10 protein-coding genes, 7 tRNA genes and 1 riboswitch (1 of these 18 running past the window's edge) are annotated in these 12,871 nt (G+C 47.2%); of the genes, 1 reads left to right on the top strand and 16 read right to left on the bottom strand.

What is annotated here, in order from left to right; genetic code table 11:
• Positions 1-30: 30 nt before the first annotated feature.
• The 6 genes from NYE28_RS04600 to NYE28_RS04575 all read right to left on the bottom strand — a co-directional run bounded on the left by NYE28_RS04600 (position 31) and on the right by NYE28_RS04575 (position 5,818).
• Positions 31-996: an ABC transporter ATP-binding protein gene (locus NYE28_RS04600; protein WP_342490316.1), complete on the bottom strand. Its 966-nt coding sequence runs from the start codon at positions 994-996 to the stop codon at positions 31-33.
• Positions 989-1,975 (bottom strand): ABC transporter ATP-binding protein, encoded by a 987-nt coding sequence (locus NYE28_RS04595; protein ID WP_059366796.1) that lies wholly within the window; start codon positions 1,973-1,975, stop codon positions 989-991. The genes NYE28_RS04600 and NYE28_RS04595 overlap by 8 nt, the downstream gene beginning before the upstream one ends.
• Complete coding sequence (gene opp4C, locus NYE28_RS04590) at positions 1,972-2,877, bottom strand: oligopeptide ABC transporter permease (RefSeq protein ID WP_014417251.1); 906 nt, start codon at positions 2,875-2,877, stop codon at positions 1,972-1,974. Before opp4C ends, NYE28_RS04595 begins: the two co-directional genes overlap by 4 nt.
• 12 nt (positions 2,878-2,889) lie before the next feature.
• On the bottom strand, positions 2,890-3,846 hold the full coding sequence (locus NYE28_RS04585; protein WP_094031614.1) for an ABC transporter permease: 957 nt from the start codon (positions 3,844-3,846) through the stop codon (positions 2,890-2,892).
• A 68-nt stretch (positions 3,847-3,914) separates the two neighbouring features.
• The gene (locus NYE28_RS04580; protein WP_160222923.1) at positions 3,915-5,636 is read right to left on the bottom strand and encodes an ABC transporter substrate-binding protein; all 1,722 of its coding nucleotides are present in this window, start codon (positions 5,634-5,636) and stop codon (positions 3,915-3,917) included.
• 2 nt (positions 5,637-5,638) lie between these two features.
• Positions 5,639-5,818, bottom strand: coding sequence for an FbpB family small basic protein (locus NYE28_RS04575; protein WP_003155431.1), 180 nt, complete (start codon positions 5,816-5,818; stop codon positions 5,639-5,641).
• Positions 5,819-6,076: 258 nt separating this feature from the next.
• On the opposite strand from NYE28_RS04575, the gene NYE28_RS04570 reads away from it, so the two are divergent.
• A complete protein-coding gene (locus NYE28_RS04570; protein WP_342490315.1) occupies positions 6,077-7,432 on the top strand; it encodes an FAD-binding oxidoreductase in 1,356 nt (451 codons plus the stop codon).
• A gap of 40 nt (positions 7,433-7,472) precedes the next feature.
• On the opposite strand, the gene thiC is transcribed toward NYE28_RS04570, so the two are convergent.
• From thiC to NYE28_RS04520, 10 genes are all read right to left on the bottom strand, one after another.
• Positions 7,473-9,245 carry a phosphomethylpyrimidine synthase ThiC gene (gene thiC / locus NYE28_RS04565; RefSeq protein WP_342490314.1) on the bottom strand — a complete coding sequence of 591 codons (1,773 nt, stop codon included), beginning with the start codon at positions 9,243-9,245 and terminating at the stop codon, positions 7,473-7,475.
• A 121-nt stretch (positions 9,246-9,366) separates the two neighbouring features.
• Positions 9,367-9,477: riboswitch (TPP riboswitch) on the bottom strand.
• A 49-nt stretch (positions 9,478-9,526) separates the two neighbouring features.
• Positions 9,527-10,225: a Type 1 glutamine amidotransferase-like domain-containing protein gene (locus NYE28_RS04560; RefSeq protein ID WP_094031611.1), complete on the bottom strand. Its 699-nt coding sequence runs from the start codon at positions 10,223-10,225 to the stop codon at positions 9,527-9,529.
• Positions 10,226-10,310: 85 nt separating this feature from the next.
• Positions 10,311-11,882, bottom strand: a complete 1,572-nt coding sequence (locus NYE28_RS04555) for a Na+/H+ antiporter NhaC family protein (protein ID WP_124934895.1) — start codon at positions 11,880-11,882, stop codon at positions 10,311-10,313.
• A 145-nt stretch (positions 11,883-12,027) separates the two neighbouring features.
• A tRNA-Leu gene (locus NYE28_RS04550) sits at positions 12,028-12,109 on the bottom strand.
• Positions 12,110-12,354: 245 nt separating this feature from the next.
• A tRNA-Leu gene (locus NYE28_RS04545) sits at positions 12,355-12,443 on the bottom strand.
• A gap of 7 nt (positions 12,444-12,450) precedes the next feature.
• Positions 12,451-12,521 (bottom strand) — tRNA-Cys (locus NYE28_RS04540).
• Positions 12,522-12,527: 6 nt separating this feature from the next.
• Positions 12,528-12,602: transfer RNA gene (locus NYE28_RS04535), tRNA-Gly, on the bottom strand.
• 53 nt (positions 12,603-12,655) lie between these two features.
• A tRNA-Gln gene (locus NYE28_RS04530) sits at positions 12,656-12,727 on the bottom strand.
• Between the two features lie 9 nt (positions 12,728-12,736).
• Positions 12,737-12,812: transfer RNA gene (locus tag NYE28_RS04525), tRNA-His, on the bottom strand.
• A gap of 29 nt (positions 12,813-12,841) precedes the next feature.
• A tRNA-Trp gene (locus tag NYE28_RS04520) sits at positions 12,842-12,871 on the bottom strand; it runs 44 nt beyond the window's last position.

Below are 12,871 nucleotides of genomic sequence, written 5' to 3'. Positions count from 1 at the left end.
TTATTATCAATAAAACCGTTTTTTTCTCAATTATACGAAGTGGCATGCCACAAAATGATGAAGCCCTTTTTCTGACAGCGCCGGACTTTTCTCAGCACATATCTTCTTGGCTGCCGGGCATCTCGTTCGGAATTTACAGCCTGAAGGCGGATCAGAGGGGCTCGGTATATCACCCTTTAAAATTATCCGCTCCCTTTTCGCTCCGGGATCAGGAACAGGCACGGCTGATAACAGCGCTTTCGTATAAGGGTGAAGCGGCCGTGAAAAGAGCTCCTCCTTTGACGCGTATTCCACAATCGTCCCTAAATAAATAATGGCGACCTTCGTACATAAGTGCTCCACCACGCTTAAATCATGAGAAATGAACAAATATGACAGCCCGTGCTGTTTTTGAAGGCTGCTGAACAAATTGATCATCTGCGCCTGGATGGAGACATCTAACGCCGCCACGGGTTCATCCATAATGATAAATTGCGGCTTGAGCGCCATCGCTCTTGCAATCACGATCCGCTGCCGCTGCCCTCCGGAAAATTCATGCGGATAACGGTCGATAAAGTTTGCGGAAAGGCCGCAGGCTTCAAGAACTTCCGCCGCTTTATCACGCGCGTTCCGTTTTACCGCCAATTGATGCTCGATCATCGCTTCACCAATGGCTTCTCCGATCCGGCGCCGGGGATTTAAAGAACTGAACGGATCTTGAAAGATGAGCTGCGCTTCTGATCTGAAAGTTTTGAGCTCGCGCCGGCTCATCCGAAACACATCACGCCCCTGAAAAAACACCTCTCCCGCTGTTTTTTCATGAAGCCTCAAAATGGTCTTGCCGATTGATGACTTTCCGCTGCCCGATTCTCCCGCTAAGCCGAACACTTCTCCCTTTTCTATCGTAAAACTGACACCGTCAACCGCTTTTACGGGATTTTTGCGGGTCTTTCTCATCCCCCCATGCTCCTCGTAATATTTTTTCAGCCCCTTGACCTCCAGCAACACATCACTCATCTGCTTTCTCCTCTCTGTAAAGCCAGCACGCCGCCTGATGCCCCTTCCCGAATTCAGTAAAATGCGGGCTCGATCTCCGGCATATTTCCGTGCTGTGTTCACATCGCTCCGCAAAATAACAAGACGATCCCGACAGGTCCGCAAGCTCGGGGACCTGCCCCGGAATGGTGTACAGCATCTCCCTTCTTTGACCGATAACCGGCTTGGCCGCGAGCAGCCCTTTCGTATACGGATGCTTCGGATCAGAAAACAGCTTTGCAACCGGTCCTTCCTCCACAATTTTTCCCGCATACATGACAATCACATAATCAGCCATTTCAGCAACCACGCCAAGGTCATGAGTAATGAATAAAATAGACGTGCGAAATTGCTTTTTCATATCCCGCAATAAATCCAATATCTGCGCCTGAATGGTTACGTCAAGCGCTGTCGTCGGCTCGTCGGCAATGATCAGTTTCGGTTCGCAGCTTAGCGCGACAGCCGTCATGATGCGCTGCAGCATGCCGCCGCTCAGTTCATGAGGATATTGGTGCATAACCTGCTCGGCATGCGGGATCTCCACTAACGTGATCAGTTCAACGGCCCTCCGCCATGCTTCTTTCTTACTCAGCAATAAATGTTCGCGAATCGGTTCGGCCAGCTGCTCACCGATTGTAAACACCGGATTCAAAGATGTCATCGGTTCCTGAAATATCATCCCGATTTCGCTGCCGCGGATTTTCTGCATGTCTTTTGGTTTCAATTCCAACAGGTTCCGTCCGGAAAAATGCACCGCTCCCCGTTCGATTCTCCCCGTCTCGGGAATAAGCTGCATAATGGACAATGACGCCATGCTTTTCCCGCAGCCGGACTCCCCTACAATACAAACCGTTTCCTCCTCATGTATCGTAAAGCTGACATCGTCCACGGCCTTTACCGCCCCCTCCTCTGTATAAAAAGCCGTTTCCAAATGCATCACTTCTAAAAGCGGTTTTTTCATTTCATTTTCACCTGCCGTTTTACCTTAGGATCAAAAGCGTCTCTTAAACCGTCTCCAAGCAGATGAATCGCCACAACGGTCAGAAAAATGGCCGTTCCCGGCGGAATCCACAGCCACGGACGGAGTGTAAAATCCATAAAATGATTCGCCGCTTCCATCATGTTTCCCCAAGAAGGTGTCGGCGGAGCAACGCCAAGCCCGAGAAAACTCAGCGCCGATTCACTCAGCATCGCTCCCGCCACATGCAAAGTCGCCGCTACCAGTAATAACGGCAATGTATTGGGAAGCAAATGATAGAGGATTTTCCGTTTATCACTAAGCCCCAAAACTTCCGCGGCCATCATAAACGGCTGCTCCTTCAGCGACAAAATCTGTCCGCGTACAAGCCGCGCCAGACCGGGCCATCCGATCAAGCTTAACATCATCATAATCAGGTACATCCTGTATTCAGAAGGCACTTTCCACTCCGACATCACCGCAGCCAAAATCAAAAGCAGCGGCAGGCCCGGGATGGACATGAGCATATCAGCAATGCGCATAATGATCATATCAGCGGCTCCCCGATAAAATCCGGCCGCAGCCCCGAGTAAAGAACCGATGACAAGCGACAGCACCATTGAAGCAAGCCCCACGGTCAGAGAAATCTGCCCCGCCAGCATCAGCCTCGTCAGCACATCTCTCCCGTACTGGTCAGTTCCCAGCCAATGATGGATTCCCGGCTGCTGATTGGCATTTGAAATATCCGTCCGATCTGTTATGTACGGAGAAAAAGACGGCCCGATAAAGCACAATAAAAACATAAAACATAAGAAAAGAAGACTGATGACCGTCAGCTTATGCTGCAGCAGGCGGCGGTACGTCTGCTTCCAAAGAGAAGGCGGCACCCCTTTTTGTTTTTTCATTCCGAACACCCCCTATTTCAGCCTGACCCGCGGATCAACCGCGGCATAAGCGATATCCGCCAAGAAGTTCCCCACAATCGTTAAACAAGACAAAAACAAGGTAAACGCCATCAAAACCGGATAATCACGATAATGCACAGATTCCAGCTGAATACGTCCGACACCCGGCCACCCGAAAATCTGTTCAATAATGATGGCTCCGGAAAACAGTCCCGGCAGTTCAAAAGCAAGAAGAGTGATGGCCGGAATGAGCGCGTTTTTCAACGCATGTTTCCAGATGACGGTGCGCTCTTTCAATCCCTTCGCTCTCGCCGTTCTGATATAATCCTGTCTGATCACGTCCAGCATGCCGGAGCGGAAATACCTTGTCAGCGAGCCGATGCCGAGCATAGATAAAATCACGACCGGAAGAATCATATGTCTGGCGGCTTCAAGCACGTACGAAAAACCTGTACTCGTGCTTCCGGTATCAATCATCCCGCCGACGGGCAATATTTTCAAATCCACCCCAAACCACTTAATAAACAGAAGGCTGATAAAAAAAGACGGGAACGCCATGGAAGCAAAAACAAGAAACGTCACGATCCCGTCAAACCATGAGTATTTCCTGACAGCGGATATGACACCCGTTATCATCGCGGCTGACCATGTGACAAGCAACGCCAAAAACGCGACAAAAAACGAATTCCAGACATATTTCCGAAGCAGTGACAGGACGTTCTCCTGATATTTCAAAGAAAACCCAAAATCTCCGCTGAGCACATTTCCGAGCCATGTCACATAGCGCTGCCAAATCGGCTGATCCAGCCCGTAAAGCGCTTTTAACTCCTGCGCTCTTTCAGGAGTCAGATTGACATTGGAATCAATATAGTCGCCCGGCAGCATGGCGAATAAGAAAAAAATAATAAAGGAAGTACCCAATAAGATCACAAGCATTTGAATGAATCGTTCTGCGGCATACCGTTTCACAAAAAGCCCCTCCTTTCCGCTGAAAGGGCAAAATCCCCAGGATGCACCGGGTATTTTGCCCAACCGTTCTATTGAATTGAGACATTTGAGAGACTTGAACTGATTCCAGAATAATTGTCAGGCTCAAGCCCTTTTATTTTTCCGCTGACCGCCCTTGCGCTCTGACGGTAATGAATCAGAATGTAAGGCGGGTTTTCCCCGAGCTCCCGGTACAGCTGGTGATAAATCTCTTTTCTTTTGCTGATATCAAGCGTGCCGGCTCCTTTCTCTATCAGCCGGTCCGCTTTCGGATTGGAATACCCCGTTACATTATTGGGATGGCCGGAAGCCAGCTTTTCCACCGTGTCATTCGGATCAAGAATCTGCGAGGTGGAAACGGCGGCAAGGTCATATTGTTTGTCATTTATTTTCGCTACTTCTGTATTAAAATCCATCACTTCCGGTTTTAATGAGATTCCGATGTCCGCGTAATTTTCTTTCGCGATCGGGATGAAATCATCATCCGCTTTAGACGTGTAATAGCTGATTTCAAGCTTTTTGCCGTTTTTTTCACGTACACCGTCTTTGCCCGTTTTCCAGCCTGCTTCATCGAGAAGCTTTTTGGCTTTTTCAGGGTTAAACGCGTACCGATTGACATCTTTGTCATCATAAGCCCACGAAACCGGAGACACCGGCACATTCGCGACTTCTCCGTAGCGTTTAAAGCGGACATCGACGATTTTTTGACGGTCAAGTCCGTAAATAAGCGCCTGGGACACTTCCTTATCTTGAAAAGGCGGACGCTTGTGATTGACGTACACAAGCCCGTAATCATTCACGACAGATACGCTTATATTGGCAAAACCGAGACTTTTTAAATGCTGAACCGTATCATCATCAGGTGAGAAAGAAGCGTAATCAAGGTCACCCGTTTCAAACAGCTGAAGGGAAGTTGACGGATCGATAATTTTATAAATCAGCTTTTCCGTTTTCGGTTTTCCTGCATAATAGTGTTCATTAGCCTGATAGCGTATTTCCTGTCCCGGAAGATATTCTGTAAATTGATAAGGTCCCGCTCCGAGCGGTTTGGCATAAAGCTCTTTTAAATAGTCCAGTTTGCCGAATTGATAATTCTTTCCGTAGTAGGCTTCTGACAGCACCTGCCCGCCCAAAAGAAGCAGCGACTTCGCACTGACTTTCTCAGTCGTGATTTGAATGGTTCTGTCATCAAGGACACGAATGCCCTCTATCATCTTTGCCTTTCCTTCTTTGTAAGCCTTACCGCCTTTAATATAAGCCGTGGTGATATCTTCATAGCCCGCATATGCAGGATCATGCAGCAGTGTTAAAGTGAATGCGGCATCCTTTGCGGTCAGCGGTGAACCGTCGCTGAAAACGAGATTTTTTCTTAAACGGAACGTGTATGTAAGCTGATCTTTGGAAATTTTCCAGCTTTCCGCAAGAGCCGGGGTAGGCTTCCCCGTTTTATCCAATTTGACTAACGGTTCAAAAATAGGATCTGTCGCATTTCCGTCCCAGCCGTTTTCGTAAAAGTACGGCAGAAACACACCGCCCGGCGCGGAAATCCCAGCAACAAAAGTGTCAGTTCTGGCTTTCGATTTAGCGGGAATCGCCGCCGGATGAGAAGCTTTAAATTCCTTTGTCTTGACATGGGCAATACGTGTTTCTTCCTTTTTATCCGCCGCAGATGACGGTTCTTCTCCGGCACTCCCGAACGCGCACCCTGATAACATGATGGATACCGACAGCGCGAGTACCGTTGTTTTTATCCTCCATTTTCTCTCCTTCATCTTTATCGAACCCCCGCATGCTTTTCATCTATCTTTATATAAATCTGCTCCATCTGTTCCTCATTTCTCATAATCTCCCGTTTGTTTTTCTCTACAAGCAGTTCGAAATTCAATGTGTGTTTTCTATACTTTTTTCGTTTTTTGCTCTTTTTGCGCACATGTGATACCTTTTTTAACGCCACTTTTCATCCCTCCGCTTTTCATTTCATTCATGACTTTCACGCAAAAAAGGCCCTTATCTGTTTAAAAGATAAGAGCCTTCGGTGATCCGATCAGCCATCGTTTGGAAATATGTAATGATTATGTTAATTCATACAATCCCTACCTGTCAACTACAATTTAAAATATCGTTTCCTTCCGGGGGTTTTCCTCATACACTCTCTCATTTTTCCGCATATGCTAGAAAACATAGCAGAGTACAAGTGAAAGTGAGTGAGAATGTGGAGAAGACAACATTGACCGGTCGCATCGTCAAAAAAGATGACCCGGACTATAATGCTGCGAGAACCAATATCAATTTAAGCCTGCAAAGATATCCAGACATCATTGTGTTTTGTCAAAACAAACATGACGCCCTCAATGCGGTGAGATGGGCGCGTGAGAACAATGTGCCTTTCCGTATCAGAGGCGGAAGACACAGCTACGAAAATTTTTCCCTGTTAAATGACGGACTAGTCATTGATCTCAGTGAAATGAAGAAAATAAGAGTAAATGAGGATAAGCGGCTGGTCTCGATTGAAGCGGGAGCCGAATTGGGGGAAGTCTACCAGACACTTTGGCGGTACGGCTTGACCCTTCCTGCGGGAACCATTGCGAATGTGGGAATCACGGGGCTGACGCTCGGGGGAGGAATCGGATATTTAACAAGGACAGCCGGACTTACTTGCGATCGTCTCCTCCAGCTCGAAATGATCATAGCGGACGAAAAAACAGGTGCTGACTTGATCACAGTCAACCGTTCAAAGCACTCTGATCTACTTTGGGCGTCTCAGGGAGGAGGGGGAGGCAACTTCGGCATTATCACATCCATGATGTTTAAAGCCGTACCGATCTCGTGCGTGTCTGTTTTTTCTGTCACTTGGGGCTGGGATGATTTTGAGGAAGTATTTAACACATGGCAGCGCTGGGCTCCATTTATAGACAACCGGCTTACCTCATCAATTCAGTTTTGGCCTAAGGAAGTAAACCGCATAGAAGCGCTCGGTCAATTTACCGGGACAAAAGATGAGCTGAAAGAACTGCTGGCTCCGTTAATGAAAGCGGGAAAACCGACAAGCGGCATGGTCAAGACAGTGCCATTTATTAAAGCGGCAGCCTTTTTTAACAGCCCGGGAGGCAATCAGCCGCAAAAGATGAAGCGGTCAGGATCCTTTATTGAAAAACCATTATCAACACGCGCAATATCCACTTTAAAGCGCTATTTAGAGCACGCTCCGAACGAAAACGCCAGTGTCTGGCAGCAATCTCTCGGCGGGGCGGCCGGACGGATCGCTCCGGACCAAACGGCATTCTACTATCGCAACGCAATCATTGCCCAAGAATATATTACAACTTGGACATCTGCTGAAGAAGAAAGACAAAATGTCCGCTGGATCGAAGGACTGAGAACGTCCCTATCAAGAGAAACGATGGGAGATTACGTGAATTGGCCTGATAGAGAAATCAGAAACTGGCTGCAAACATATTACGGAGAAAATGTTCACCGCCTCCGTCAAGTCAAAACGAAATATGATCCGGAAAATATATTCCGCTTTGAGCAGAGCATTCCGCCGCTTCGCCGTTCACCGTTTTTCTAAAAAAGATGAAGATGGGCAAACTCCATCTTCATCTTTTCTTTTATTGATATAAACGGCTTCCCTTCTCTGCAAACTCTTTTGCTTTTTCTTTCAGCCCTTCGTTGACGGCCTCGTCTTCAGTAAGTCCGTTTTCCTTCGCATAATCACGAATATCCTGAGAAATTCTCATACTGCAGAACTTCGGACCGCACATCGAACAGAAGTGAGCCGTTTTTGCGCCTTCAGCCGGCAGCGTTTCATCATGATATTCCATTGCTCTTTCAGGATCAAGCGACAAATGAAATTGATCACGCCACCGGAATTCAAACCGCGCCTTAGACAGAGCATCGTCACGGATCTGTGCACCCGGATGCCCTTTAGCAAGGTCTGCGGCATGTGCCGCGATTTTGTACGTAATGACGCCTTCTCTTACATCATCACGATTCGGCAGCCCCAAATGCTCCTTCGGCGTGACATAGCAAAGCATCGCCGTCCCGTACCAGCCGATCATCGCCGCGCCGATTGCTGAAGTAATGTGGTCATAACCCGGAGCGATATCCGTCGTTAATGGCCCGAGCGTGTAAAAAGGCGCCTCTTTACAAATTTCCAGCTGCTTGTCCATGTTTTCCTTAATTTTATGCATCGGCACATGACCCGGTCCTTCGATCATCACTTGCACATCGTGCTTCCACGCAATCTCCGTCAATTCTCCGAGAGTCTCCAATTCCGCAAACTGCGCTTCATCATTGGCATCCGCAATCGAACCGGGGCGAAGCCCGTCACCAAGAGAAAAAGCGATATCATAGGCCTTCATGATTTCACAAATTTCTTCAAAATGCGTGTACAGAAAGCTTTCCTGATGATGAGCCAGGCACCATTGCGCCATAATCGCCCCGCCGCGGGATACGATTCCCGTCTTGCGTTTAGCCGTTAACGGGACGTAACGAAGCAGTACGCCGGCATGGATGGTGAAATAATCCACGCCCTGCTCCGCCTGCTCAATCAATGTGTCACGATAAATGTCCCACGTTAAATCCTCGGCAATGCCATTTACTTTTTCAAGCGCCTGATAAATCGGCACCGTCCCCACAGGCACGGGGCAGTTGCGGATAATCCATTCACGCGTCGTATGAATGTCTTTTCCCGTGGATAAGTCCATCATCGTATCGGCGCCCCAGCGAATCGCCCACGTCATTTTTTCAACTTCTTCTTCGATAGAAGATGTAACAGCCGAGTTGCCGATATTTGCATTAATTTTCACATGAAAATTCCGGCCGATAATCATCGGCTCGCTTTCCGGGTGGTTGACGTTAGAAGGAATAATCGCCCGGCCGCTGGCTACCTCGTCTCTGACAAATTCGGGAGACACATGCTCACGTATTGCGATAAACTCCATTTCCGGCGTAATGATGCCTTTTCTCGCATAATGCAATTGTGTTACATTTTTCCCCGGCTTGGCCCGAAGCGGTTTCCGCTGTAGGCCGGGGTATTCAGCGGCACGGCCCTCTTTTTTATAACCGTTGTCTTCAGGTCTCACGGTCCGGCCATTATATTCTTCTACATCTCCGCGCCCGGTAATCCACTTTGTGCGGAGCGCCCCCAGCCCTTCATGAATATCAATCTGTACATCCGGGTCTGTATACGGCCCGCTCGTATCATAAACACGGACCGGCGCATTCTCCTCTTCCCCGAATGCCCTCGTAGTCGCACTCAGGCTGATTTCCCGCATCGGCACTCGTATATCGGGCGAAGAACCTTCTGTATAAACCTTTTTACTGCCGGAAAAACTCGACATAATGGAAATGTTCGCTTGCTGTACTGATTGATTTTGCATACAAATCTCTCCTTTATCATTTGAATAACAGAACCAAGCTCAGCACCAGCACAAAAAAACCGGGTTCAAAGAAGAACCCGGTTTTGCAGTCAGAAAGAAACTATTATTGTTTTCATCAACAATAATAAAACCTTTACTTCCCCACGCTGGTACGAACCAGATCAGGTCCAAAGGGTTAAGAAGCCGCCGCTTCTCTCTCAGCCCGCTCAGACGGGCACCCCCAGTAACTATTGATTTCGCTCTCATCGTAACATAAGTTGTGTACAAAAAAAAGCATATTATCAAAATTCAGATAACGGTACGGTCATAAGCTCTGTTTCCCGAACGCCTTCTTTGGTATTAAAAACCCGATAACCCTTTGCGGTTTCCCTGGAAGAGACAGCCCGGAACAGCTGACCGTCTTTATAATGAAGCGCAACACCATCATCAGCGGCATAGCCCTCGCTGAGTTTCTTTTCTGAAATCAGACGGTGATACACCGGCCGGCGCTCCGCTTCTCCGTCATAGTGCGGACAAAAGCTTCCCGGCAAAAATCCTAAAGCTCTTAACTCTCTCAAATCTCCAGCCGAATCCGTCAACCCTTCTTCATACCAGCAAATCGCCCCGGCGCTGAGACCCGCCAACATGATGCCGTTTTCCCAAGCCTCACGAAGAATAAGGTCAATCCCCCACTCTTTCCATAAGACAAGCATATTGCGCGTATTTCCGCCGCCGACATATATAATATCTTTCTTCATGAGAAAGGATCTGAGATCAGAACCCGGCGGTTTAAACAGCGACAAGTGATCCGGCTCATACCGCAGCTTTTGAAAGGCCTGATAAAACCTGCCGATATAATTCTCCGAATCTCCGCTTGCCGTCGGCAAAAAACAAATTTTCGGCTTTGACCGCGCCGACTGCTCTAAAATATACTGATCCAGCACAAGATGATCCGGCTCCATGGAAAAGCCCCCGCCGCCCATTGCAATAATCTGCTTCAATGTCATCACCTCTTTTTTCCTCTAGTATAACAGCTCATAAAAAGGCGTTATCCCCATTTCGGATACCGCCTTTAAAAAGTATTTGTTATCTGAAAAATGAAAACGCACCGTATAACAAAACGGAGATCCCCGCGGCGATAAGCGCCGGAACAAGCTTCGAACGGGCATACTTCACAACATCGATCCCCAACACCGTACAGGTTGTCACCGTATTATCACTGAGAGGAGAAGCAAACGCTCCAAATGTTCCGCTCGCAAACACGGCCCCGATCGCTAATAATAAGCTGGTATGTGACTGAACCGCCAGCGTTACGCCGAGCGGCATTAATAGCCCCCAAGTCCCCCAGGATGACCCGATAAAATAGGATATAACAGCCCCCAGTATAAAAAGAGACGGCGCAATAAACATATGAGGGATCCATGACGTTAAATGAGAAGTAACATATTTCGAGAATCCAAGGTCTTCAGATACTGCTGTTACGGCCCAAATCAGCGATAACATAATAATAACGTTGACCAATTCGTTTCCGCCCTTAATAAAATGGGTAACAAGCTCGCCTGCATGAAAACGCTGAAACATAAAAAGAGCAAATGCTGCAATAACCGCTGCCAATAATGCGGTTAACATGACGCCAAGCATATCGCTTTTGATAAAAGCATTCAAAAACCCTTGTGCTTTTGAATGGCCGTCCCACCAGCTGAGAAAGAGTGTTAATAGCAAAAACAGCCCGATCGGAATGATTAAATTCCAAGGCCGAATCGGTGTTTCGTTAATATAAGCACGGTGCGCCGAATCCAGCTCCTCCTGCTGGTCAGCATGCTCATCACTTTTGAACATTCCCGTATGTCCACCGTGAATATCTGAGATCGTCCCTGTTTCCATGTTGAATGAACCTGATCCTTTTGAAAGCAACACACCCCTGTTCCGCGGAATCGGTTCCGTATTTTTGTTATGTTTGCGAGCAGTAGTTTGTCCGCTCTTTTCTGTTTTTTCTAAGCTTTCGTCCGCTTTTTGTTTCTTAAAAAAGCAGTAATAAATTCCGACTACTATAATCACAATGGAGAAAAAATTGAAGGGAATACTTTTCACATACACCGTGTAAGCCGGCTGATCTATTCCTGACGTTTTAAGGGCCTGTCCGATAATGGAAACCATGTAGCCGACAAATGCCGTTGCTATCGGAATCAAGGCAATGACAGGGTTTGCCGTAAACTCAATGGCATACGCAATTTTCTGTTTCGACAGGTCCAGACGCTTGCTTAAAGCTTTCATGATCGGTGCAATTGTGACGATGCGAAAGTCCGGTTCACTGAACGTGCCAAATGTCGACAGCCATGCAAGCAGCATCGCACCTTTTTTGGTTTTAACTTTTTTACTGATCAAATGGACGAATCCTTTTATCCCGCCGGTCAGCTTTATAATCCCTACAAGGCCAGCAAATGAATATAGAAACACAATGATTCTAATATTATTGGTGACGACAATGTTGCTGATGACATATTGAACCATATGTTCAATCCCGCCAAGCAAGCTGGGATGCAAAAGATAGCTTCCGACCAGCAAACCGACAAACAGACCGGACTGCACTTGCTTTGTAATGATTGAAATGGGAATGACCAGAATAAATGGGATAAGACAAGCCCAAGTCCCTTCCATAAAAAACACCTCTTTCAAAGAACTTCTTGTTAGTATCTTTGAAAAAAGCGGATTTATACAATCAGCAGGTATCATGTTTTCACAAGCCTTGGAGGATATTTTCACACAACAAAAAAGGCTTCTACATATTGTAGAAGCCTTTGTATACCGGTGGCCGGGGTCGAACCGGCACTCCAGAAGGAACACGATTTTGAGTCGTGCGCGTCTGCCAATTCCGCCACACCGGCATGTAATGCGTCGTGTTCAACCGACGTATATAAATATAACATGTATTTCATAAAACGTCAACGGTTTTAGCAAAGTTTTTTAAATGGTAATGCAGTATATACGATACAAGCAAGAAACTTATATTGATAGTCATTACGTTTTTATTATATAAAAAAAGTGATCTGCAATATGCAAATCACTCTCATATATGTTTTATAATGTGAAAACTGATGACCAATTTAACATAGTTCGTTCAAAGTTAAATTGGTGCCGAGGGCCGGACTTGAACCGGCACGGTAGTCACCTACCGCAGGATTTTAAGTCCTGTGTGTCTGCCAATTCCACCACCCCGGCAATAGAAAGGCGACACCCGGATTCGAACCGGGGATAAAGGTTTTGCAGACCTCTGCCTTACCACTTGGCTATGCCGCCGTAATTTGGAGCGGAAGACGGGATTCGAACCCGCGACCCCCACCTTGGCAAGGTGATGTTCTACCACTGAACTACTTCCGCAACATGTAAAAGAACTTAATACATCTTATGCTGTTGTTTTTTAAAAAATGCAACTGGGCTAGCTGGATTCGAACCAACGCATGACGGAGTCAAAGTCCGTTGCCTTACCGCTTGGCTATAGCCCAATGATAAAATGGGGCGATTGATGGGAATCGAACCCACGAGTGCCAGAGCCACAATCTGGTGCGTTAACCACTTCGCCACAACCGCCATAATCTGAAGATGAATAAATAAAATAGTGGCAGGGGCAGTAGGAATCGAACCCACAC

This window comes from Bacillus sp. FSL R5-0443 (assembly GCF_038608285.1).
GTDB classification, from domain to species: domain Bacteria; phylum Bacillota; class Bacilli; order Bacillales; family Bacillaceae; genus Bacillus; species Bacillus velezensis.
Note: the sequence above shows the minus strand (reverse complement) of the source record. Positions and strands in the feature narration are given on the sequence as shown.